This is a genomic window from Microcoleus sp. K1-B1 (assembly GCF_036704705.1).
Classification (GTDB): domain Bacteria; phylum Cyanobacteriota; class Cyanobacteriia; order Cyanobacteriales; family Microcoleaceae; genus Microcoleus.
The window spans coordinates 1-25,142 of record NZ_JAUBSH010000098.1; the positions used below are offsets into that span (position 1 = coordinate 1).

Sequence of the window (25,142 nt, forward strand, 5' to 3'; positions counted from 1 at the left end):
TATTCTCTCCCGGCGCGGTGGCTTTAGTTCTTCTCAAAGCCACCGTTCTCATCTTTATTTAGTCTAAAGTACAGTATGTATTTGAGCGTGCGGGTGCACAAGCTGTGATGGCGAGTTTGTGGAGTGTTTCTGATTCAGCTACTAAAGATTTGATGGTTCAATTTTATCAAAATATCAATAAAGGGATGAGTACAAATGAAGCATTGCGGCAAGCTAAGTTGAGTCAAATTGGTCGCCATCCGTTTTATTGGTCGCCGTTTATTTTAATTGGCGATGCGCGGTAGTTACTAACAGGCGGAACAGTTAACCCGATCGCATTTCCAGATGTATCTGTATCCGTAAATGCGATCGTCAGGAATTAGGAGTAGGAAGTGTTCACAAAATTCAACCTAATTACCTTTCTGGCTCTGCTTCAGAATCAATTTCCCAGGAAACACGACTTTTCGTAGTTCTTCTGCTCCTAAAATGATCGGTGGACACACCAGCAATAGCAGCCATTGCCAGGGTGCTAAAGGTGCTGTCGAAAAAATGCGGCTCAACAATTCGTTATTGATCACGATCGCCACTAAAATCCATTCAATGACAATTCCGAGCCAGATTTGTGGATTAGAAAAGAATCCCAGTCGCAAAATTGATCCGCGTTCCGATCGGCAGGCAAAGACATTGCCCGTTTGACAAGCCACAACCGATGCCAGAGTCATAGTAATGGCTTGAGTATAGATGGCGATCGTAGCGGCATCTGCTGAATGAGACAGAATGCTTGGGGTTGCGGCTTGTAATTCTGCCAAGTCATAACCGTAACTCCACCACACCACAAAAAATGCTGCCATCGCTAGGGCAGCTTCCAGCAATCCCAAGAAGCCATAGGCGCGCAACAGCAGAGAGCGATCGAGAAGCGGTTGCGATTTTTTCCGGGGGGGCTGCTGCATCGTTCCGGCTTCTGCCCGTTCTGCACCCAATGCCAATGCAGGCACTATATCAGTTCCTAAATCAATGGCAAGAATCTGCATGATCACCAGTGCAGGAGGAATCTTCAACGCCACCATGAACAGAAATGGTACTAATTCCGGCAGGTTTGATGCCAGGATGTAGGTCATAAATTTGCGGATGTTTTGATGCACGGCTCGCCCCTCCTCGATCGCGACCACGATCGTCGCAAAGTTGTCATCGGTAAGGACAATATCGGCGGCTTCTCGTGCCACATCGGTGCCATTCAGCCCCATCGCGATGCCAATATGGGCAGCCCTTAATGCTGGTGCATCATTGACTCCATCCCCCGTCACCGCAACTACATCCCCGATCGTTTTATAGGCTTCCACCAGTCGCAGCTTATGCTCAGGAGACATCCGAGCAAACACTAGCCCCGATCGATATTTCAGAATTTGTTGCAATTGAGCATCCGACAGATGCCCCATGCCTTCACCCGTTACCACCCGTACAGAATCGGTAACTAATCCAATTTTGCGGGCGATCGCCTCAGCAGTCAGTCCATAGTCACCCGTCACCATCGTCACCTTAATTCCTGCCTGATGGCACTGAGCAAGAGCCTCTCTTACCTCTGGACGGGGCGGGTCAAACATCGCCACCAGACCAATAAAAATCAAGTTTTGCTCTAAGTCTTGCGATCGCAAATCCAACATTTCACTCCCCCCACGGCGCGCCGCCACCCCCAAAACCCGAAAGCCCTGCTGGGCTAACTCATCGTTAGCCGCCACTATTTCATTCGAGTCGGATGGAGTGAGTTCTGAGAGAGTTCCATTCCGCAAGATAGATGTGCAGTGTCGCAACACTTCCAGCGGTGCCCCCTTAGTAAAAGCCAGGTTCGGCAGATCGCTATTCCATAGCGCGGACGATCGCCAGTCCAACACCACCGTCATCATCCGGCGACGAGAATCAAAAGGCACCTCTCGCAAGCGGGGAAGCTGTTTTTGCAAAGTTTCCAGATTCAATCCTGCTTTGGCAGCAGCCACCAGCAGAGCCGCTTCCGTTGGATCGCCAATTTCTTGCCAACGGCTAGGCGCTGTCAGGTGAATCAACCGTGCATTCGAGCAAAGTGCCGCCCCCGTAAGCAACAAATTGACTTTCCAGGATGCTGCAAAATTCGCGGGAATCTGAACCTCACCAGCCGTAGGATCGTATCCAGCGCCAGTCACTTCAATCAGAGTCGGCGTCATCGATGGATGGGATTTCTGCTTGCCGTTAAGAGGTGGTAAGACAGCCGACTCTTGGCTGGCAGGATTTGGGCTGTTCTCCGAAGATTCCCAGGGAAGCCAGAGATAATGCACCGTCATTTCGTTTTTAGTCAACGTTCCGGTTTTGTCGGTGCAGATCACCGTTGTAGCGCTCAGGGTTTCCACAGCCGAAAGACGACGCACCAAAGCATTACGGCGCACCATTCGCCGCACCCCGATCGCCAATGACAAAGTAACCGTCGGCAGTAATCCCTCTGGCACCAGCGCCACAATGATCCCGATCCCAAAAATAAAGCTCTCTTTGAGCTCCATCCCCACCAGCAGGTATGTCAGCAGAAATACCAGAACTCCCATACCAAGGGCGATCGCAGTGATGATCCGCACAATATCAGCCACCTGCACTTCCAACGTGCTGGGTTCCCGTTTCACAACGGCGGTGAGATGGGCGACGTGACCAAACTCGGTTTGTGCTCCCGTGGCATAAACCACAGCAACGCCCCTTCCTGACGAAACCGTCGAGCCTGCCAGCACCAAATTTGGGATTTCCGCCAGATTGACCTTTTCTTGTAAGGGATGTTCGCCCGCTGGTATCGTTTTGCCAGCCCGGATGGATGCAGCTTCGCGCACCCGCACCGGATGAGCGTTACGGGCAACAGGAAGCGATTCGCCAGTCATTACAGAAATATCCAAATACAGGCTTTCGGCAGTAACTAACCGAGCATCCGCAGAGATGCGATCGCCCTCTTCCAATTGCATCACATCTCCACGCACCAGTTCCCGTGCCGGAATCTGCTTTAGTTCCCCATTCCGATACACTTTCACCTGCATCGGTAACACGTTCTTTAAGGCCGCTAATGCTTGCTCTGCTTGAAACTCTTGCCAAAAACTGAATACTGCATTAATCCCGATCACCGCCCAGATTGCCCAACCTAATTGAGGGGTTCCCGAAATGAATGCCAAAATCCCTGCCACCCATAGCAGCAGGGCCATAAAGTGCCTTAACTGATCGGTAAATCTTAGCCACAGAGGGCGATGTGCGGGTTCTGGCAACTCATTCGTGCCAAATTTTACGAGTCGATCGAAAGCTTCCTCATCAGACAACCCGTTCTCGCTGATTTCAAAGGATTGATATACATCTTCTGGTGATAGGGTCCAAATTGGTTGATGCGGTACTGCCATACATCCCCACCTTAGAAATAGGTAATGCAATCATTTTTGGCATATTTCCCAACGAATTTGGGTAAACTTAATTTTTCTTACAAAATCCAGGGGATAGAGCTGCCACTGTGCAGATAATTTCTCGGCTTTTAATACTGATAATATTGCATCCAGTAGCAGGGTAAGAACACATCAATTAGGGTTTACATAAGGAATACAAGGAATCTAATGTAGAGTCTTTAAAACAATAACTGGGAACTTGACTCATATAATCGTTGTCCATAGATTTCCGTTTCATTTTTTGTATAATACTACGTTTATGAGTCTGTTTACGATTGATAGCATTGAGTACAATACGTTGTAGAATAGCAAAATTGCGCGGAATCGGGAAAGAGCGAATCCGGCAAGCATCTGAGGCAAAAGTACAATTAAAAGTCCAATGAGCTTCGTTTTCAATACCCCTTGCCCCGCCAATTATAGCTAAGATTGCAATTACTAAGATGTCGGTGAGTTGATGTCTCTTGGTTCGCTCTAATCTTGGGTTTTTGAGTCCTCTAAAGTGCTTGACTAAACTTTCTTGAATAACTCCAATTTCTACCACAGCTTTGGGATTTTTCACAGTGCCATTTTTTTATCAACAGATTTAATTTTAAAGCCCTGAGACATAATGCTGTTTCCTGGAGAGGTTTTAAAAAATAGGTCTCTCTGCACAATACTAGGTTCTTGTCTGGCAAGTACAATTGTTACCAAATTTGATGAGCTGACCCTGCATCCAGTAGCTTCAACAAATCTTAACTTCTCACCCTATACCCTATACCCTATACCTTAATATAGGGTATAATATTAGTTTAATAGGTTGCAAAAGAGATAATACCAATGTTCCAAGTGGGCGAAGTCTCTGGTGGTTTAGGACTCAATCCACAAACTCTATATTTTTATGGGCGTATTGGATTGATCCCATCTCCCCAGTGGACTGAAGCGGGCGATCGCCTCTTTAGCCGGCAGGATATGGAACGACTTGCCTTTATTTCTAGTGCCAAGTCTTTAGGGCGAAGTCTTGAGGAAATTAAGGAAATTATAGCCTTGGAAGATGGGCAATTACTCGCCTGTAAAGCCGTCGATGACAGACTAAACAAGAAAGTTCAGGCAATTGAGGACAACATTCGACAATTGCGATCGCTGCATGATGAGCTAGTGCCTTGGGTCGAGCAATGTCAAACCAAATTAGAGTATCCCGATCCAGCTTATCAATGCCTCGTTCTTGAAAAATAACCAGAAGCAGCGCGCGCTCAAAGAGCATCTTGACTGTAAAATTTAGCTCTACCTGAGCCTATAACTGAACAGAATTACATAAGTAAAATAAAAAAGGAGCAGTGCTATGAATGCGAGGGAGATGGAAATATTAGGAGCGGGTTGTAAAAAATGTCAGCAGTTGGAAGCTAATGCCAAGGAGGCGATCGCCGCTTTGAATTTAGAAGCTGAAATCCTGCACATCACCGACCCGATCGAAATTGCTAAACGCGGTGTGATGTCTACTCCAGCATTGACCATCAACGGCAAAGTCGTCAGCAAAGGAAAAGTGATCACGAGCGCAGAAATTCAGAGACTCTTACAACTCTAATAATTGGAGAAAAACCATGTTCGATCCGTTTTATCCGTTCGACTGGTTAGCTACTCAGATTGTGACTCGCCTCTTGGGTTTATCTATAAAATCTCACCTCGGAGCCAGTTTACATTTTTTCCTTTACGATGTACCTAAAGTTTTAACATTGCTGATTGTAATCAGTTTTATTGTTGGTACATTTCAAAGCTTTTTAGAACCAGAGAAAGTCCGGCATTGGTTAGAAGGCAAGCGCACCTTCGGGGGGAATATCCTGGCGGCTATTGTGGGCATTATTACACCGTTTTGCTCCTGTTCGGCGGTTCCTCTTTTTATCGGATTTTTGGAAGCAGGTGTTCCTTTAGGAGTCACATTTTCCTATCTGATCTCAGCACCAATGGTCAATGAGGTGGCGGTGGTGTTGATCTGGGGATTATTTGGGTTGAAGGTTACGCTTCTTTATATCGGCTTCGGCGTTGGATTGGCGATCGTGGCTGGATATACGATCGGATTACTAAAATTAGAAAAATGGGTGGAACCCTTTGTTTGGGAACTCCAAAAATCCCGATCACTAGAGACTCAAACAGATGAATTTGAATCTAATCAGCTCACTTGGAACCAGCGATTTGAACAGGGATGGTTTCAATCTAGTCAAATTGTGCAATCCGTGTGGCTTTATGTGGTCTTAGGAATTGCGATCGGTGCAGGAATTCATGGTTATGTTCCGACTACTTTAGTCACCCAAATAGCAGGACGTGACAACCCCTTAGCCGTTCCTATTGCTGTTCTTTTAGGTGTGCCACTCTATGCGAATATTGCTGGTGTAATGCCGATTACTGAAGCACTGGTTAACAAAGGAATGCCCCTCGGAACTGTGTTAGCCTTCACAATGGCTGTTACCGCTCTTTCATTACCTGAGATGGTCATTCTGAAAAAAGTTCTTCGCCCTCAACTTTTAGCTGTTTTCATCAGCCTAATGACTCTTGGCATAATCAGTATCGGCTATTTATTCAATGCTTTTCTTGCTTAGCTGCAACCTACTACAGTAACCCTAAATGAGTCGTAAATTTTTCACCCCACCCCAACCCTCCCCGAACTCGCGGGGAGGGAGTAAGAAATTCACAAATGATGCGAGGATTGCTATATCTTAGTTGAGTCCCGCATAGCCTTCTGGGTTCATATGCAGGAAATCTCGACTGTATTTCGGGTCAACAATCCCCTGGGAATTCGCCAATACCTGACTGCTATCAAAAACAATTACTCGATCGCATCCTCAATTGCTCTAAACTCTCCCCCACAAAGCCAATCCGCCGCCCCTTCCCCTAGCGGCAATTATCCCATCTTCTACCAGAAAATATGCAAAAAATGCCTGCTTCCCCACACTCAAACTAAAAAATTCCGCCTCCCGCGCTTCTCCACCGCGAATAAATCCTTGATACACAGTTTTACCCAACAATTTCACGGTAATTCTGGTAAAATCAAAAGCTAAAATATTTTTATTAACCAAAAACTTAGTCGGCCCGGAAAGAGTTAGTACGATCGCCCCAACTTGCACCGAATTCTCCACCCTGCCGGTTTCGCTATTCTCTTCCCCTTCAGCAACAGGTTCTGCCGAATAAGCAATTTGAATTTTTGCAACCCACTCAGGGATGTAACGTCCCGCGCCCAACACAATCCCCGCTTTTTGTCGAGTCTTTTTCGTGCCGGTGATAAAGCAGAGTTGCCAGTTGCCGATTAATTGCTCGAAAGAATAGCGAATTTTATTTTTTTTCGCGTTTTTCTCAGCTTCTAGGAGGGCGGCGACTACAGCGTCGGGAGATGGTTTAGAATTAGATTGGGCAGCTTGTTCTAGAATAGATAGATTTTCCATTTAATAATATACAGATTTGTATTTTAAGGGTGGTAGCTGAATCTAGATCCCCCTAAATCCCCCTTAAGAAGGGGGACTTTGAGTGCTTCTGAACCCGCCATTTTTAACAAAGACTTTGACTGCTTCTTTTCCCCCCCTTATTACGGGGGGCTAGGGGCGATCGACCCTACAGTCAACTGCTTGCTTCTTCCCCTTGTGTTTTGGAGGGCTAGGGACGATCGCATCTGTTAAAGGCGTAAGTCCTAAAGCTGCAAGACATTGATAATATTAGCTGAAGTAGCGGAGAAAAACATGGTTGCGATCGCCCCCACAGACACAGAAATCATCGTCATCGGCAGCGGGATAGGCGGGTTGAGTTGCGCTGCAATGCTTGCCCGCTATGGCTTTGATGTTGTGGTTTGCGAAAGCCATTCGATCGCGGGCGGGGCCGCACACGGTTTTGAACGCGACGGATTTAGCTTCGACTCCGGGCCCTCCCTGTACTCAGGATTATCCTACAGCCCGTCTGCCAATCCGCTGCGGCAAGTTTTGGATGCGATCGGCGAAAAACTCCCCTGCATCACCTACGATACCTGGGGTTGCTGTTTGCCAGAAGGCGATTTCGACACATCTGTCGGTGCGAGTCAATTTGGCGAAGTGCTCGCACAACTGCGCGGCGCGGCAGCAGTCGCCGAATGGCGGCAACTCCAGCGCATCATGGAACCCTACGCCAAAGCTGCCATAGCCTTGCCCCCCCTGGCTTTGCGCTTCGATTTGGGCGCTGTTTTTACCCTCGGTCAATTTGCGCCGGCTTTCCTGCAAAGTGCTGGCGACGCGATCGCACTTGCAGGCCCTTTCAGCAAAATAATGGACAAAAATGTCAAAGATCCCTTTGTCCGAAATTGGCTGAATTTGTTGTGTTTCCTGTTGTCTGGACTTCCCGCCGACGGAACGATCGCAGCCGAAGTCGCATTCATGTTCGCCGACTGGTATCGCCCCAATGCAGTTTTGGACTATCCGATCGGCGGTAGTGCAGCTTTGGTAAACGCCCTGGTACGCGGTTTAGAGCGCCACGGAGGGCAGTTGCAGCTAAATTCCCACGTTGCAGAAGTTTTGGTGGAAAACAACCGGGCTGCGGGCGTGCGGCTGCGATCGGGCAAAATAATTCGATCGCACAAAGCCGTCGTCTCCAACGCTTCCGTTTGGGATACCCTGAAACTGTTGCCTGAAACCTCAGTCCCGCAAAGGTTTCGGCAACAGCGGCAGGCGACGCCAGAGTGCGACAGCTTCATGCACCTGCATCTGGGAATTGATGCTGCCGGAGTGCGATCGGACTTGGCTTGTCACTACATCTTCGTCAAAGACTGGGAAATGGGCGTTTCGGCCCCTCAGAACGTCGTTCTCGTCTCGATTCCCTCCCTCCTCGACCCCGACCTCGCGCCTCCGGGAAAGCACGTCATTCACGCATATACCCCCGGAAACGAGCCTTACGATTTGTGGCAAAAGCTCAATCGCACCAGCGAAGAGTACAAGCTGCAAAAACAAGCGCGCGCCGAGGTAATGTGGGAAGCCTTAGAGAGAATTATCCCCAATATTCGATCGCGCTGCGAAGTCACCTTAGTTGGGACACCCCTCACCCACGAACGGTTTTTGCGCCGCCATCGCGGTTCCTACGGGCCCGGAATTCGGGCGGGTAGCGGCTTGTTTCCCGGCCCGACAACACCTTTAGCGGGGCTGTTTTGCTGCGGAGATTCGACGTTTCCGGGAATTGGTTTGCCCGCTGTTGCTGCTAGCGGGGCGATCGCCGCCAATACGATCGCACCTTTGGAAAAACATTTGGAATTGATTCGGGAAGTTATTAGTTAGTTGTTATATCGATTCCGGTTGCACCGGAATGCTTGTTGACTGTTGACTGTTGACTGTTGACTGTTGACTAATGACTAATGACTAATGACTGAGGACTAATGACTGAGGACTAATGACTGAGGACTAATGACTGAGGACTAATGACTAATGACTAATGACTAATGACTAATGACTAATGACTAATGACTAATGACTAATGATATCATTTCGGCGCAGCCGGAATTGATATTATTAGACATCTCCCATAATTATTGTGGAACAGGCATCCTGCCTGTTCAAAACCTGCTTTTGAGGAGATGTTTATTAGTTATTTGTTATATCAAATCCGCCCTTCATCGTCCTGTATTCATCTCTCTGTTCTCTGACTCTGCGTTCTCTGCGTTCTCTGCGGTTTAATCATTCCAATGCAACCGTAATTGATATTATTTGTTAACGGAATTATGGAAGCGCTTTCATAGCGAAGGACGCGAAGCAAGAGTAAACAATAATTGTATATACAGCAGTTCTCAATCTTGGTGAGGTATGCCCTATGCCCTATGCCCTATACCCTATGCCCGCTTATCCAGCGTCCACCTCATGTTACTGAGAAAGGGTATAGTTAGTAAAATGTGACCGATATCTGTCAGCATAGAAATAGATAGTTCGATCGCAAAGAGGCCACCGTGCAACCCGTAGACTTTACAACTTTAACCGCCACTTGCAGCGAACTGCGAGCCCAATGGCTGCCAGCGCGCTTAGAACAAGTCTACCAGCGCGATCTATTTACCGTGTCCCTAGCCCTCCGCACCATGAAAGGGCGCGGCTGGATTGACCTTTCCTGGCATCCTGTGGCCGCCCGCATTTGCGTCGGCGACCCCCCGCCCCGCATTCCCGACACCTTCACCTTCAGCGAACAACTGCGGCATCAACTCAGCGGTTTAGCCTTAGTTTCCATCGCCCCTGTTTCATCCTGGGAAAGAGTCATCGACTTGCAATTCGCCAAACGCCCCGGAGAACCAGCCCTCTGGCACCTGTACGCCGAAATCATGGGCAAGTACAGCAACGTCATCCTCACCGCCCAAGACAACCTCGTTGTCACCTGCGCCCACCAAGTCAGCGCCAAACAGTCCACCGTCCGTCCAATCCAAACCGGGCAACCCTACGAAATGCCCCCGTCTTTGACGGATGCAGTGCCGAGTCTGAGTGAATCTCAAAACCGCTGGCAATCACGAATTAGCCTGGTTCCTGGGCAATTAAAGGGCAATCTGTTGAAGAATTACCGAGGGATGAGTAAAGCCTTAGTTTTGTCAATGATTCGATCGGCTTCTTTAGACCCCGAACAATCCACCGACAGCCTGAATCCCGACGAATGGCAGCAACTATTTCAGCGCTGGCTATACTGGCTGCAATGCCTAGAAAACTCCAAATTTCACCCGAGTTTTACCCCCGAAGGCTACACCGTCATCGATTGGCCCGCACCAGAAAATCACAATGTAGGGGCGGTGCCCCCGTCCCCGCCCTCTGATTCTTCCATCTCTTCGGTTCAAGAAATACTTAACAGCTACTACACAGGCGAAATCAATCAAGAAGTATTCGCCCAACTGCGGCATCAGCTTACCCAAAAACTCAACAACGTCCTCGCCAAACTGCGCCTCAAAGCCAACACATTTAAAGAACGTTTACAGCAATCTGCAGACGCCGACACCCACAAATCCCAAGCCGACTTGCTGATGGCAAATTTGCAGCATTGGGAACCAGGAATGAAATCAATTTCCCTCCCCGACTTTGAAACCGAAAAACCCGTTGCCATTTCCCTAAACCCAGAAAAAAACGCAGTTCAAAACGCTCAAGCCCTCTACAAAAAACACCAAAAACTTAAAAGAGCTCGCATTGCAGTAGAACCATTGTTAGCCGCCGTACAAGAAGAAATCGACTATTTAGAACAAGTTGAAGTCGCACTTTCGGTATTGGAAACCTACCGCAACACCCAAGATTTGCAAACCCTCGCCGAAATCCGCGAAGAACTGATCCAACAAAAATATCTAGACGTACCAGATTACCGCAGTACCGACAAAAATGCTGCGATCGAATTTCACCGCTACCAAACCCCCAGTGGCTTTGAATTATTAATCGGGCGCAACAACCGCCAAAACGACCAACTCACTTTTCGCACCGCCAACGACTACGACTTGTGGTTCCACACCCTAGAGATTCCCGGAAGTCACGCTTTGCTGCGTCTCACACCCGGTACTGTGGCTGAAGAAACTGATTTGCAATTTGCCGCCGACATGACTGCGTACTACAGTCGCGCCCGCCACAGCGAACAAGTCCCGGTGGTTTATACAGAACCGAAATATGTATACAAGCCAAAAGGTGCTAAACCGGGTATGGTTGTATACAAGCAGGAGCGGATTGTCTGGGGCAGACCGCAGCAAGCTCCGGCTTAATTTATATAAAGTGAGACAATGGTCGATCGGCAATCGAAACCTCGTTTTTACCCAAAATAACCTGTTTGGAACCGATAAACCTAGGCAGAAACCGGGTTTTTGAACCCAGGCTGGATTATACAAAGTGACCGGGAGTGCGATCGTCCCTCACAATTAAAATTCCTCTGTAATGTAAAATTTTATTACAGAAAATTAAATTTTGTTGTTATAATACCCCTTAAGAGAGATGATATTTCTTTTAGAACCCTTTGCAAAGAAACGTGCAACTTGGGTTTCCTCACTGTGAGAACAACACTGTGGGAACACAACGGATTTAACTATTTTTGCAGACCAGCTTTTGCTAAAGCTGGTCGTTTCTGTTTAAACCTTAAACCCCAACTCAGACAATTTTAGATTGGCGATTTGAGATTTTAGATTAAAACTGCCAATCTCAAATCTCAAATCTAAAATCTAAAATCGGTGTGGGGTTCCCCTAGAAAGTAAACGTCGTTCTGACAACCCCAATCACCAAATCAGAATTATTCTTATTGTGGTCAGGAGCAGTCAGCCAAATCAGACCAGGAGTGATAGAAATATTATCGCTCAACTTAAACTGATAGAAACCTTCAAGGTGCAGCGAAGTATCCTTATCTTCCGGCAAAGTCCGATTAGTAGAACTCGTCACCCGCGGCTCCATACCTACCACAATCCCCGCCAGATTTCCTTCTTTCAACAAATCGGGAAAAGCCAAAGTAACTGCCCAGTTCCAGATTTTTTGATCCCCCCGCTGCACAGAACCCGTAGGAGTACCCAAGTTGGATAAAATGCGCTGATTAGTGTAACCCGCCCAACCGCCAATTGCAAATCTCCGGTTCAACTGCCACGAAGCTTGCGCGCCGTAGGAATTGCTAGAAACTGGCACATTGCTATCGCTGTCGAACCCGAAGGAAGCCAAACGCACCGGAAAATTAGAAGCATTGCTGCCGGTACCGGTGACGACGTTGTAGGAATTAACGTAAGTTAAACCTAAAGCCATGCTGTCGTTCGGTGTAAAAGTCAACTGAGCCAAACCGCCGTAAGAGCCGTTAAACAAACCATTTCCCCGCGTCGGGTCCGCAGCATTGCCGGCCATATATCCCAAACTCAGCTCTAGTTTTTCCCCAAACTGATGCCGCAGAGCGATACCAGAACCACCAATCAAATAGTAAATGGGGTTGCGAGTACCGAAGTTAGAAAGAGCGCCATAGCTGCCGTCTCCGTCAAAGTAAGGGTTGACAGTGTTAACAAAATCATCAGCAGCGCCGGCATTAGCTTCGAGAATTACAGTCGTGCTTTTGCCTAGAGGGAATTGGTAAAGCAGCGCATCTAAACCTACAGTATTGCTAGCCTCGGCAAAAGGCCCAGCATTAAACCGCAATTCCCCTTCAGCGGTTTTGGTATTATTAGTAGAAAAAGAACCCAAATTTAAAACTTGCAATCGAGTTCTCAGCAAATCTTCTCCAGAGAAACTCGTGTCGAAATTGATCCGAACCCTACTGCCAAAAGCCGTCGCTTTATCGGCATCGTTACCTTCAGCATCCTCTCCCCTGGCGATACCCGTCAAACCAAATATCACTTCGCCGTTGAGTTTAGTCGTAGTTGAAAACTGATTTGCTTCTAATTCAGAGGCGCGCGCTTCCAAAGCATCGACGCGGCCTCGCAAAGTTGCCAATTCCGCCGCAAATTCTTCTTGCAACTTTTGCACAGAAGCCAAATCTTCTCGCGTCGCCAGATTTCTGGAACCGCCTTGAATTAGCTCGGTAACTTTATCCAAACACGCATTTAAACCTGCTGCAAACTCGTAGCGAGTCATTGCCCGGTTGCCGCGAAAAGTGCCGTCAGGATAGCCAGCTATGCAGCCGTAGCGCTCTACTAGAGACTGCAAAGCTTGGAACGCCCAATCTGTGGGCCGAACGTCGGAAAGTTGCGAAACAGAGGTTACTTGGCCGGCAGCATCTTGGCTGGTACTGCCTTCGGCGCTGTATTGGTTGATTTGTTCTAAAACATTTGACTGTGCTGGAGGTTGGGCACTTGGATTTGGCGATTGGGAAATCTGCTCTTGGGCGCTTAAATTAGCCGGTGTAGCGGCGGGTTGCGTTTCGCTTAAGTTTGCGGGCGCGACTGCGGGGATTTGCTCCGCGACAGGTTGTTCAACACTTAAATTTGCGGGCGCGACTGCGGGTTTGGTTTCGCTTAAATCTGCTGCAACTGCGTTTTCCGGTGCTTTTGCCTGTTCGGCAACTGGGGCACTCAAATCGTTAGTGTTAGCGAAGCGATCCGAAGGAAAGCCCTCGTAGAGGTTCGCACTTTCTTTCTCAATAGTTTCAACAGTCAAGTTGCTAGCTAGTGACGCTGGTTCGACTGTCTCAGCCTTTGGCGTCTCAGACGTTGCCACCTCGGTTGCAGCCCCTGCGAATTGCAATTGATGAGCTTGATCTGTGGCGGCAATTTCTACAGGTTGCTCTGCTGCTAGCGCCGTCGAAGATACGACTAAACTTGCTGCCAATACAGCGGGACTAACTAAAAGTCCTTTCCACAAAAATTTGGACATTTTCCTCACATCACATTGAGCCGATCGCCCGTTCCGAAGATTTAGGCGCCCGCAAATCACCTTAAGTATTCCGCCTAATAGTATTTCTTGTCAACAATCGGGGAAATCACTGCCGAAGAGTGCAGTTTTGCTGTGGTTGATTTGACAAAAACCCCGTTTCTTCCCAAAATCCTTGGTTTGACTCACCGAAGAGCACCATTCTCAAGAACAGGCAAGATGCCTGTTCCACAAGAAAATTGACTCTTTGTGGAACAGGCATCTTGCCTGTTCCTAAACAAATAATTGAGAATGGTGCAACATCTCAGTTTAAAGATACCTACCTAGAAACCTGGTTGATGGCCCGATATTGCGTAAGTGATCCCTCAGTAAGACTAATATTGACAGCACTGGCGCTAACAAATCGTTTGATCGGCTACAAATACAAGTGAAAAAACTCAAATACGCCCTAGTTCACGAATGGTTGACGCCCTTAGCTACTGGCGGTTCAGAACTCGTAGTACAGGAAATCCTCAAACACGTAGACGAGGCAGATGTCTATGCCCTCATCGACTTTGAATCAAGCAATCCCGAAAGCTATCTTTTCGGGCGACAGATTGGCACAACTTTTTTGCAGCACTTTCCCAAGGCCCGCAGCGGCGTGCAAAAATATTTGCCATTTCTGCCCATCGCGATCGAACAACTAGATCTGCGAGAATACGACATCATCCTCTCCTCATCCCATGCCGTCGCCAAAGGCATCCTCAGCAGTCCCCAGCAAATGCACGTCTGCTACTGCCACACGCCCATGCGCTACGCTTGGGACTTAACTTTTGACTATTTGCGTAGCAGCAAAGCCGGACGGGGCATCCAGGGTCTGCTGACGCGATATTTGTTGCATCGACTGCGGCAGTGGGACGTAATTTCCGCCAATCGCGTTGATTATTTCATCGCTAACTCTCAACACACTGCGCGCCGAATTTGGCGGTGTTATCGGCGGCGGGCCCAGGTGATTTATCCGCCGGTAAATATCGAGCGATTTTCCTTGATGCGGCAAAAACAAGACTTTTACGTCACAGTTTGTCGGTTGGTAAGTTACAAAAACGTAAGTGCGATCGTCCAAGCATTCAATCAACTCGGGCATACTCTAATTGTCATCGGCACCGGGCCAGAATTAGAAATGATTCGGCAAATCGCCAAACCCAACGTGCAAGTGCTCGGCTGGCAGCCCGCCTCCATAGTTGAAAAGTACATGGCAGAGGCGAAAGCCTTTGTCTATGCAGCTTGCGAAGATTTTGGCATAGCTTTGGTAGAGGCTCAAGCTTGCGGAACACCGGTAATTTCCTATGCAGCAGGGGGCGCTTTGGAGACAGTGCTCGACATTCGCCAACACCCAGAGACTGGGACTGGTTTATTTTTTTCCTCCCAAACCGCAGCAGCATTAGTCGAAGCTGTCGAGGAATTTGAGCAGTTGCAAGGTAAATTTGAGCCAGAAATCAGCCGGTTGCGCGCTGAACAGTTTGCCCCCGATGTCTTTGGGCAGCGCTATCTAGCTTTTGTGGAACGCTGCTATCAGGAATTTCACTCCCGTGATTTTACCGAGTCTGGGGCTTGAGAGTGCCAGAACCCGATAGCGGGACAATCTTCCTTCTGCCTTTGTATAAGTGCCTTCAGAAGACCTGTGCATAAGTGTCTTGTGCCTTCTTCCTTCTGCCGCCAGAAGCCCTTTTCCTTCTTCCTTCTGCCTTTTGAAGCCTTCTGAAGGCAGAAAATTGAGTATTGGAAACATAATTGAGAGAACAAAGCGTCTTGAGGCTTTATGATCAGGACTGTGTGTGGTGTGAAGTGAAGGAGTAAGATGACTGCCGACAGCCAACTAATCTCCGGCAAGGTAATTCGAGCGATCGCAAGACGCGGTTTTGGGTCTGTCCTGCAAGGAGATAGACGCATAAGTCGTTCTCTACAGAGCCTCGACGGAGAACTTTTCAAGCGGTTATTTGACATCCTGTTTTCCTTATCGGTTCTGATCCTGTTTGCTCCGGTTTACCTGCTTTTGGCTTTCTTAATCGCCTTAAGCTCGCCCGGTCCTATTTTTTACGTACAGGAACGAGTAGGCAAAAACCGTAAAAGGTTTTATTGCCTGAAATTCAGAACGATGGTGGAAAATGCGGACGATATATTGCTAGAAATCATGGAAAATTCTCCGCATTTGCGTCAAGAGTTTGAGGACAATTTCAAGCTGAAACAAGACCCTCGAATTACCTGGATTGGAAGATTTTTACGAATGACCAGTTTAGACGAGTTTCCCCAGTTTTGGAATGTTTTAAAAGGAGATATGAGCGTCGTCGGACCCAGACCTTTAGTTGAAGAAGAACTGCCGAGATACGGCAGTCACATCAACAAAATTCTCACCATAAGACCTGGAATTACAGGCTTGTGGCAAGTGTCTGGTCGCAACGACATTCCCTATCCCCGCCGAGTCCAAATCGACCTCTATTACGCAAATGACAAAAACCTTTGGATGGATATGTGGATTGTTTTCAAAACAATTGGAGTTGTGATTTTTCCCAAAAATAACGGCGCATATTAATTTTTGTCCGCAGTCAGCAATCGGTAGTTAGTTTTATTTGTTACTGACCACTGATGCTGACTACTGACAATCAGCGACAAACTCTTTGTCAAAACTAAACATTTCCTGGATGCCGATCGAAGAATTGTGAGCTTAACTAAAGGGGCAAATACTTAAATAAACCTACCTCTTATTCATCTAGAAAGATCAGTTCTTCTAGATAGACTACTTTAGGTTTAGGTGTTAAACTTAACTCTATAACCTTTGGCTTAAGGGGGATAGCCTACTTATCTTGGGATAGCCCACTACCCAACAGCGTAGGAAGTAAACTTCAACTGGCTTTAGGTAACTAAAGTTAAGTTTGAGTAAGTTTTATAAAGCAGTTTGAGAATACGACCGGCAGGGAGCAACAGCCTCTGCCAAAAAATTTATTGTGAATTAACACAGCCTGTCAAAGGAAAATCAGATGACGCAACGTAAGCGAGCGCTAATAACAGGTATTACAGGTCAAGACGGCTCCTACTTGAGCGAATTACTGTTAGAGAAAGGATATGAAGTTCACGGCATTATCCGGCGCAGTTCGAGTTTCAATACCGATCGAATTGACCACATCTATGTCGATCCTCACAGCGAGGGTGCGCGCCTGTTTCTACACTACGGCGACTTGACGGACGGCACCACTCTCCGCCGGATATTGGAAGAAGTTCAGCCGGTAGAAATTTATAACTTAGGCGCTCAATCTCACGTTCGAGTCAGTTTTGACTCGCCGGAATATACGGTTGACACAGTAGGGATGGGAGTATTGCGGCTGCTAGAAGCAATTCGGGACTATCAGCACCGAACCGGCATAGAAGTGCGGTTCTATCAAGCAGGTTCTTCGGAAATGTTTGGTTTGGTACAGGAAGTTCCGCAAAAAGAAACAACTCCTTTTTATCCGAGAAGTCCTTACGCCTGCGCCAAAGTTTACGGTCACTGGCAAACAGTAAATTATCGCGAATCATACGGACTGTTTGCCTGCAACGGCATCTTGTTCAATCACGAATCTCCCCGCCGTGGCGAAACTTTTGTAACTCGCAAAATTACTCGCGCCGTGGCCAGAATAGTCGCCGGCAAGCAGAAAAAGATTTACTTGGGCAATCTCGATTCTAAGCGGGACTGGGGCTATGCTAAAGACTACGTGCGGGCGATGTGGCTGATGCTGCAACAAGACAAGCCTGACGATTATGTCATTGCTACCAACGAGACCCATTCCATTAAGGAATTTCTCGATTTGGCTTTTACTTACGTCAATTTAGATTGGCAAAAATATGTGGAGTTTGACGAACGCTACTTGCGGCCGGCAGAAGTCGAACTGTTGATTGGGGATTCGACTAAGGCGCGCCAGCAATTAAATTGGGAACCTTCTGTAACTTTTCAGGAGTTAGTACATTTAATGGTAGATGCTGACATGAAAGCTTTAGAGGAGCAAGGTCGAGGTTCGGGGAACGGATTTGATTAAGTCGCTAAACCAAGCCGTCAGGGCGAACAATTTGTAGGGGTAGGGCCCCGTGTCTACCCCTTTGGCGAAAGGCGCGCACCGGAGGATTGCCCCTGCACACACTTCACAACTGATCAGAGGATGGTTACAGCTATTAGTGCGATCGGCATTCAAAGAACCCGCTTAATTGCTCGCCAAATTTTAGGCTGTGCGGGCTAAAAAAAACATTAAAATGATAGTTGAGGAGTCGCGACCCGTATATCTAACTTTCGGGTGTGCACGGCGCAAATTGTCCCTATCGGGTGCAGCTAAAACAAATTTGTGGGCAACCTCATCCTGTAGCTGAAAGCTTTTTTTGCTAAAGCAACAATTTTAGAATTGAAATTGTCGATCGACCCTTATTCAAAATCCCGAGGCTAAAATTATGACCAGCTTGGATTTAAGCAGCAAACGCATTCTAGTCACGGGCGGCGCCGGTTTCTTGGGCCGTCAGGTAATCGACCAGTTAGTGAAAGCAGGAGCCGATGCTGATAAAATTTCGGTAACTCGATCGCGCGACTGCGACCTCCGGGTCATGGAAAACTGCAAGCGCGCCGCTGACCAACAAGATATCATCATTCACCTCGCCGCCCACGTCGGTGGCATCGGCTTAAACTTAGTCAAACCCGCTGAATTATTTTACGACAATTTGATGATGGGCGCGCAACTAATCCACGCCGCCTACGAAGCCGGAGTCGAAAAATTTGTCTGCGTCGGCACCATTTGCGCTTATCCCAATTTAACCCCAGTTCCTTTCAAAGAAGACAACCTCTGGAACGGCTATCCAGAGGTAACTAACGCACCTTACGGAGTAGCGAAAAAAGCTTTATTGGTGCAACTGCAATCCTACCGCCAGCAGTACGGATTCAACGGTATCTACTTGCTACCAGTAAATCTGTATGGCCCGGAAGATAACTTTGACCCAAAAAGTTCCCACGTCATCCCCGCATTAATTCGCAAAGTCCACGAAGCGCAAGAAAGAGGAGACAAAACACTCCCAGTTTGGGGCGACGGTAGCCCCAGCCGCGAGTTTTTGTATTCCACAGATGCCGCGCGGGGAATTGTGATGGCAACGCAAGATTACAGTGAATCTGACCCGGTTAATTTGGGAACGAATAGCGAAGTTAAAATTCGCGATTTAGTGGAAACAATTTGCGAATTGATGGGATTTGAGGGAGAAATTGTTTGGGAAACAGACAAACCGAACGGTCAGCCGCGCCGCTGTTTGGATACCCAAAGGGCTAAGGAAAAGTTTGGTTTTGTTGCGGAGGTGAAGTTTAAGGAAGGGTTGAAAAATACGATTGATTGGTATCGACAACACGCCGCGTAAGTGTAAAAAACCCGGTTTTTTCAAGAAACCGGGTTTTTTTAGGAAAGCTGCTGAAGGGAAGTAAATCAGCAGAAAGAACTTTTTAGTAAAGCTGGCTCTTCCTTACTTCGTGTGTCAAAAGATTAGTTTAAGTAGTTAAAACCCAAGCTATATATGAATCGAAGGAAAAAATGGCTCCAAATTAACTAAAGTAAGACCGGAAATCCTTGCTGTGTAAAAATTTAGGTCATTATTTTCAGATAAATTAGCACACTAAGGAATGAGAATTAAATAACTTACAATGCGTGATGGTTCTTGTGGGATGGGCGTCCCGCCCGTCCAGAAAGGGCGGGCGGGACGCCCAACCCCTACTCCCCACTTTCAAGAGTGTAAATTACTTAATTCGCGATCCTAAGTACGGAAGACCCCAACTTTTAGTTTTTCTGGTGCAAGCACATAAACCAGTAAGCATTGAATCGCGGGCAATAGTCATGCCATACCCGATCACTTTTGAGAGTAGAAGAAGCGCCATTCAAATATTTTTGAAAATACCTGCTCTCAATATTGAAAAGTTGTTGTTCCCTCTGATTAAATACATCTTAAGGACTCGATTCAAGAAACAGGGCGTTGCTTAATGAGAGTATGAAAAAAATAAGTTAAAAATTAGCCAGCTTTGTGGATACTGGTTTCTAAGACTGGCATATTTAGCGTTTCATACCGTAAATCCCCAACGCCGAATAAGACTGTAGGGTCGAGTTTTACAACCCATCTGTGGGTAAGACCAACAATATAGTAAACCCGTCCCATGATAGCGGTAAATCGCAATTGCTTTCGATCAATAAAAAAGCCGATCGCAATTTCTGTCAATCTGCATTGTGGGCGATCGACTACCTCTAAAGGAATATTAGAAAAAATTTTTTTGACAATTTATTAAAATTTATTATACTACTTGTCAGGTGCGGAGCGTAAATATTCTCTCACTCCCTATACAAAATAAAGCTTGACCGAAAACAATTTGGTCGCCAGCCCCGCGATTCATTCCTTTGCAGGCTGACTGACTGGGTAAACTTTTCAATTCTAAAATCTAAAATCTAAAATCAAATGACCCCCGACAAATCCGGATTCAGCATTAGCGCGACCGCCATTCGTCGCCACATCGGCACCCTCATGCTGACACTTGCTATTATAATCGTGGGCTTTTTTTACATCACCCAACTGCCCGTTGACTTGCTGCCCTCCATTACCTATCCCCGCATTGGCGTGCGCTTAAACGCCCCCGGAGTCTCCCCAGAAGTAGCAATAGACGAAGTTACCCGCCCCCTCGAACAAGGACTTTCCGCCACTGAAGGCGTCATGCAAGTTTTCTCGCGGACTCGCGAAGGACAAGTCAGCGTCGATTTATTCTTCAAACCCGGGGGCAACATCGACCAGGCTCTCAACGACGCCACCGCCGCTGTCAACCGCATCCGCAACCGACTTCCCGATACAGTTGAATCGCCCACTCTCTTCAAAGTTGACCCTTCCCAGCAGCCGATTTACGAATTTGCCCTCACTTCCGACTCCTTGCAAGGAGTTGATTTGCGCGTATTTGCCGACGAAGAATTATCCAGAGAACTAAATGTAATTCCTGGAATAGCAGCAATTGACGTTGCCGGCGGCGTGCAAGAAGAAATTCAAGTAAATATTGACTTAAATCGCTTGCAATCTTTAGGTGTCAGTATTTCCGACGTTTTATCAGCGCTCGAATCCCGCAACCTCGACACTTCCGGCGGGCGACTGCGGCAAGAAGCAGCGGAACCTTTAACCCGCACCGTCGGGCGGTTTCGGAATGCAAAAGAAATTCAGGAAATTTCCTTTCAAGCATCAGGTTCTAATCCGCCCAAACGAGTGTTTTTGCGCGATTTTGCTCAGGTAATTGACGGTACAGAAGAAGAACGAGTTAAAGTATTTCTCAATCAGAAATCAGCCGTAAAAATTAGCATTCAAAAGCAGCCGGACGCGAATACAATCTCAGTTGTAGACGGCATCAAAAAGCGGCTAGAAGAATTAAAAGCATCCGGGGCCATTCCCGAAGGTACGACTATCGTTAATACCTTCGACGAGTCTAAGTTCATCCGCGATTCTATTAGCAATGTCCTATTTTCTGGTTTAACCGGGGCTGTTTTAGCCGGGGCATCTGTATTGCTTTTCCTCGCTTCCCTTCGCCAAACTTTGATTATTGTCCTGGCAATTCCCCTCGCAACTTTAATGGCGATTATCCTGATGGGAGTTTTTGGCCTATCTCTGAACGTTTTCAGTTTGGGCGGTTTGGCGCTGGGTGTGGGAATTGTGGTCGATAACTCGATCGTAATGTTGGAGAATATTGTCGAAGGAACCAGCAATAAAAACAGTGCCAATGGCAAGCAGCGCTTAAGTAACAAGCAGTTGATGCAGCAAGCAGAAAAAAGCAGCCAAGAATTAGAATCAGCTTTATTTGCTTCCACCATCACTAACTTAGTTGCTGTACTGCCATTTTTGCTAATAGGCGGCTTAGTTTCCTTACTTTTCAACGAATTAATTCTTACCATCAGCTTTTCCGTCGCCGCCTCTCTGATTGTCGGATTGACAGTTGTACCGATGATGGCTTCTCGACTGCTAGCGCTGCGGGTATCCAGCGGTTTGAGCAACTTTTGGCCGCTGCGGGCATTCGATCGAGCTTTTACCAATGCTACCGCCGGTTACGGTAAATTTTTATCGGGCATAGTGCGGTGGCGGTTGATTATCATTGCAGTAGCGATTATTGGATTGGGCGGTGGCAGTTGGCTGATGGCTGGTCAAATCCCCCAAGAAATATTGCCCAGAATTAATACCGGTCAAGCGAGATTGTTTGCTTTGTTTCCTGCCGGCACAAATTTGGCAACCAACCAAAGAATCATGGCAGAAGCGGATAAAATTATCCTCAGCCAACCAGAAACTCAATACACTTTGACGACGGTGGGCGGGCTGTTGTTCGGCAACAATACGGTTGAGAATGTGCTGCGCGGCGGCTGCAACATTACGCTGAAACCTGGCACCAATACATTGGATTTTGTGCAGCGAGTTACGAAAGAATTGAATAAAAAAATTGATTTGCCCAAAAATACTCGTTTGCGTCTGAATCCAGAAAATGTGCGGGGTTTGGTTTTAACTAATTCGCCAGTACGGGGCGCGGAAGTTGATGTCCTACTTCAGGGCGAAAACGAACAAATATTGCAGCAAACTGGCCGCGAGATATTGGCAACTTTGGATCAGAAGGTAACTTTAGCTACTTTTCGCCCGGATGGAGACCCGCAGCAGACGGAAGTGCAGATTCGCCCCAACTGGGAACAAGCGGAAATCTACGGGTTGAATGCGAGGCAAATTGGAGAGGCGATTCAGACAGCAATTCAAGGTTCTGTTCCTACCCAATTGCAGCGGGGAAACCGTTTGGTTGATGTGCGGGTACAGTTCGATCGGGCTGCTGTTCAATCGATTTCTGCACTAAAATTTATCCCTTTAACTGCTAGGGATAACAGCATTATCCGCTTGAGCGATGTGGCGAATATTGAACTGGGAAAGGCGCCTGGGGAAATTCAAAGGCTTAACCAGCGCCAAGTTTTCCTGATTGCTGGGAATGTTAATAAGGGCGCGAGTTTGGGCGAGGCTTTGAAACAAGTGGATGAAGTTTTGTCGGAAATCAAATTGCCACCAGGAGTGCGAGTTATACCGAGTTCGGCGGCGGAAACTAACCGGGAATTGCAAAGTTCGCTGATTGTTTTGGGATCTTTGGCGGCGTTTTTGGTATTTGTGGTGATGGCGGTGCAGTACAATTCGCTTGTCGATCCGCTGGTGATTATGTTAACGGTGCCGCTGGCTTTGGCTGGGGGGATTTTCGGGTTGTATGCGACTAAAACTGCGATCGGCGCAACGGTGATTGTGGGGGCGATTTTGCTGGTGGGAATTGTGGTAAATAATGCGATTATTATGGTGGAGTTGGCGAACCAAATTCTGGAAGATGAAAAGGTTGATCGCGCCACAGCAATTCTTAAAGCTGCACCTCAGCGCTTGCGTCCGATTTTGATGACAACTATTACCACAGTTTTGGGTTTATTTCCCCTAGCTTTGGGCATTGGAGACGGTTCGGAATTCTTGCAACCGCTGGGTGTGGTGGTGTTTTCCGGTTTGTCGCTGGCGACGCTGCTGACCCTGTTTATTATTCCGTGTTTTTACATTTTGCTGCACGATTTCTTCGGGATATTTGCAGGGAATAAGAAACCGCAGGTGGTCGCTATTCCTGTGCAGAAGGCGGGGAGAAAGAATGCGAATTTGTAAAATGTAGCGTCAGCAAATACGCACTTTCCCGCAATCCGGCAGGGGTTTAAACCCCTGCCTCATAGCGAAAGTCGGTTAAAAACCGACTGCTGATTGTGAGGGAAAGCCTTATCAATTTCAGTCCTCTTTTAGAGGACTTTTGCTATGAGACAGGGAATGAATTCCCTGTCGGGCTGTCGGATTTACCAACAATACTGGTACTGCATTTGATGTTAAGCTGACGCGCCCTAATAAAATCACCCAGTAAGGTGAATTTGACATCATAAATCATTTATGCTACAATATATACTACATAACAATAAGCAAAACAAACTTAAACAAAAATGCCCTACGAAAAATTAGACATATCAGCCCCAAAACCAGTATTATCTTGGGCAAATCACGCCCTAGGCGAAAAAGAAACCAAGATGACCGCAAACGTAGCATCTTTGCCCTTTGTATTCAAACACGTCGCACTAATGCCCGACGTACATTTAGGAAAAGGTGCTTTAGTCGGTTCAGTAATTGCCACAAAAGAAGCGATTATTCCGGCTGCTGTGGGCGTTGATATTGGTTGCGGGATTGCTGCCATTAAAATGCCATTCAAGGCTCACAAATTAGAAGGCAAACTCAAACAAATTCGCCTCGATATCGAAGCCGCAATTCCTGTCGGATTTTCCGAAAACAAAGAAGTAGAAACAACAGTCACCAACTGGCAAGGATGGGGCGAGTTTAAGGAACTTCATCAAGGTGTGCAGCACCAAAACAATAAAGCCTTAAAACAAATGGGTTCCCTCGGCGGCGGCAATCATTTTATTGAGGTTTGCGTTGATACTGAAAACTTTGTTTGGCTGATGCTGCATTCCGGTTCTCGCGGCATTGGAAATTTGCTCGCACAGCAGCACATCGAGACTGCTAAAGATTTAGCTAAACTGGCAGAAATTAATCTTGCTGACAAAGATTTGGCTTATTTTGTAGCGGGTACGCGGGAGTTTGCCGCTTACTGGCACGATTTGCAGTGGGCGCAAGATTATGCTCGTTTTAATCGCGATGTAATGATGAATCGGTTTAAGCGAATTGTGGAAAAGCACGTCGCGGGCGGCAAATCTGTTAAGCCGTTATTAGAGGTGAATTGCCACCACAATTACGCGGAAAAAGAGGTGCATTTTGGGGAAGATGTGTATGTGACTCGCAAGGGTGCCGTGCGCGCGGATGTTGAGGATTACGGGATTATTCCGGGCTCGATGGGGGCGAAATCTTTCATTGTTAAAGGGAAGGGTAATGCTGAAAGTTACTGTAGTTGCAGTCACGGTGCGGGGCGCTTGATGTCTCGCAATCAAGCGAAAAATGTATTTACTCTCGATGATTTTGTGCGCCAGACTGAGGGGGTTGAGTGCCGGAAAGATGAGCAATTTTTAGATGAAATTCCGGGGGCTTATAAGCCGATTGATGAGGTGATGAGTCAGCAGTCAGATTTGGTGGAAGTTGTGGCGACTTTGAAGCAGGTGGTTTGTGTCAAGGGTTGACAGAAACTGGTTTATTCTTTTATATGTTGCACCATTCTCAATTAGCCTTTTATGAACAGGCAAGATGCCTGTTCCACAAAGAGTAGATTTTCTTGTGGGGAGTAGGGGTTGGGCTTCTAGCCCGCCCAAAAAAGGATTATTGAGAATGGTGCAATATCTCAGTTTATTTGTACTTCACTTAGGAATGAGAATTAAATAACTTCCACTCTTGAAAGTGGGATGGGCGTCCCGCCCGTCCTTTTTGAACGGGCGGGACGCCCATCCCACAATAACAAATA

Annotated in this window: 16 protein-coding genes and 1 pseudogene; 12 read left to right on the forward strand and 5 right to left on the reverse strand. The window is 47.2% G+C overall.

Annotated features, from left to right (window positions below):
- Positions 1–80: 80 nt before the first annotated feature.
- Positions 81–284, forward strand: a pseudogene (locus QUA83_RS25135) (CHAT domain-containing protein); the annotation flags it as partial.
- Between the two features lie 105 nt (positions 285–389).
- Here QUA83_RS25135 and QUA83_RS25140 read toward each other — a convergent pair.
- Together QUA83_RS25140 and QUA83_RS25145 are read right to left on the reverse strand one after the other, a co-directional pair.
- Positions 390–3,371: a cation-transporting P-type ATPase gene (locus QUA83_RS25140; protein WP_333296638.1), complete on the reverse strand. Its 2,982-nt coding sequence runs from the start codon at positions 3,369–3,371 to the stop codon at positions 390–392.
- Positions 3,372–3,546: 175 nt separating this feature from the next.
- The gene (locus QUA83_RS25145; RefSeq protein ID WP_333296640.1) at positions 3,547–3,969 is read right to left on the reverse strand and encodes a transposase family protein; all 423 of its coding nucleotides are present in this window, start codon (positions 3,967–3,969) and stop codon (positions 3,547–3,549) included.
- A gap of 257 nt (positions 3,970–4,226) precedes the next feature.
- Here QUA83_RS25145 and QUA83_RS25150 point away from each other — a divergent pair, with 257 nt between their 5' ends.
- The 3 genes from QUA83_RS25150 (at position 4,227) to QUA83_RS25160 (ending at position 5,980) form a co-directional block, all read left to right on the forward strand.
- Positions 4,227–4,622, forward strand: coding sequence for a MerR family DNA-binding protein (locus QUA83_RS25150; RefSeq protein ID WP_333296641.1), 396 nt, complete (start codon positions 4,227–4,229; stop codon positions 4,620–4,622).
- Between the two features lie 106 nt (positions 4,623–4,728).
- Positions 4,729–4,971, forward strand: a complete 243-nt coding sequence (locus QUA83_RS25155) for a thioredoxin family protein (protein ID WP_333296642.1) — start codon at positions 4,729–4,731, stop codon at positions 4,969–4,971.
- A 16-nt stretch (positions 4,972–4,987) separates the two neighbouring features.
- The gene (locus QUA83_RS25160; protein WP_333296643.1) at positions 4,988–5,980 is read left to right on the forward strand and encodes a permease; all 993 of its coding nucleotides are present in this window, start codon (positions 4,988–4,990) and stop codon (positions 5,978–5,980) included.
- 252 nt (positions 5,981–6,232) lie between these two features.
- Here QUA83_RS25160 and QUA83_RS25165 read toward each other — a convergent pair whose 3' ends face one another.
- The gene (locus QUA83_RS25165; RefSeq protein WP_333296644.1) at positions 6,233–6,820 is read right to left on the reverse strand and encodes a hypothetical protein; all 588 of its coding nucleotides are present in this window, start codon (positions 6,818–6,820) and stop codon (positions 6,233–6,235) included.
- Between the two features lie 291 nt (positions 6,821–7,111).
- Between QUA83_RS25165 and QUA83_RS25170 the strand changes: the two genes are divergently transcribed.
- Together QUA83_RS25170 and QUA83_RS25175 are read left to right on the forward strand one after the other, a co-directional pair.
- Positions 7,112–8,665 carry an NAD(P)/FAD-dependent oxidoreductase gene (locus QUA83_RS25170; protein ID WP_333296654.1) on the forward strand — a complete coding sequence of 518 codons (1,554 nt, stop codon included), beginning with the start codon at positions 7,112–7,114 and terminating at the stop codon, positions 8,663–8,665.
- 662 nt (positions 8,666–9,327) lie between these two features.
- Positions 9,328–11,091 (forward strand): NFACT RNA binding domain-containing protein, encoded by a 1,764-nt coding sequence (locus tag QUA83_RS25175; RefSeq protein ID WP_333296645.1) that lies wholly within the window; start codon positions 9,328–9,330, stop codon positions 11,089–11,091.
- Positions 11,092–11,563: 472 nt separating this feature from the next.
- On the opposite strand, the gene QUA83_RS25180 is transcribed toward QUA83_RS25175, so the two are convergent.
- Positions 11,564–13,660: an iron uptake porin gene (locus QUA83_RS25180; protein ID WP_333296646.1), complete on the reverse strand. Its 2,097-nt coding sequence runs from the start codon at positions 13,658–13,660 to the stop codon at positions 11,564–11,566.
- Positions 13,661–14,084: 424 nt separating this feature from the next.
- On the opposite strand from QUA83_RS25180, the gene QUA83_RS25185 reads away from it, so the two are divergent.
- From QUA83_RS25185 to QUA83_RS25205, 5 genes are all read left to right on the forward strand, one after another.
- Positions 14,085–15,251 carry a glycosyltransferase gene (locus tag QUA83_RS25185; protein ID WP_333296647.1) on the forward strand — a complete coding sequence of 389 codons (1,167 nt, stop codon included), beginning with the start codon at positions 14,085–14,087 and terminating at the stop codon, positions 15,249–15,251.
- 243 nt (positions 15,252–15,494) lie between these two features.
- Complete coding sequence (locus tag QUA83_RS25190) at positions 15,495–16,226, forward strand: sugar transferase (protein WP_333076234.1); 732 nt, start codon at positions 15,495–15,497, stop codon at positions 16,224–16,226.
- Between the two features lie 445 nt (positions 16,227–16,671).
- Positions 16,672–17,703, forward strand: a complete 1,032-nt coding sequence (gene gmd, locus QUA83_RS25195; protein ID WP_333296648.1) for a GDP-mannose 4,6-dehydratase — start codon at positions 16,672–16,674, stop codon at positions 17,701–17,703.
- 403 nt (positions 17,704–18,106) lie between these two features.
- Positions 18,107–19,051 carry a GDP-L-fucose synthase gene (locus QUA83_RS25200; protein ID WP_333296649.1) on the forward strand — a complete coding sequence of 315 codons (945 nt, stop codon included), beginning with the start codon at positions 18,107–18,109 and terminating at the stop codon, positions 19,049–19,051.
- A gap of 1,080 nt (positions 19,052–20,131) precedes the next feature.
- Positions 20,132–23,359 carry an efflux RND transporter permease subunit gene (locus QUA83_RS25205; protein WP_333296651.1) on the forward strand — a complete coding sequence of 1,076 codons (3,228 nt, stop codon included), beginning with the start codon at positions 20,132–20,134 and terminating at the stop codon, positions 23,357–23,359.
- A gap of 117 nt (positions 23,360–23,476) precedes the next feature.
- Here QUA83_RS25205 and QUA83_RS25210 read toward each other — a convergent pair whose 3' ends face one another.
- Positions 23,477–23,623, reverse strand: a complete 147-nt coding sequence (locus QUA83_RS25210) for a hypothetical protein (RefSeq protein ID WP_333296652.1) — start codon at positions 23,621–23,623, stop codon at positions 23,477–23,479.
- Between the two features lie 143 nt (positions 23,624–23,766).
- On the opposite strand from QUA83_RS25210, the gene QUA83_RS25215 reads away from it, so the two are divergent.
- Positions 23,767–24,864 carry an RtcB family protein gene (locus QUA83_RS25215; RefSeq protein ID WP_445301811.1) on the forward strand — a complete coding sequence of 366 codons (1,098 nt, stop codon included), beginning with the start codon at positions 23,767–23,769 and terminating at the stop codon, positions 24,862–24,864.
- Positions 24,865–25,142 lie beyond the last annotated feature (278 nt).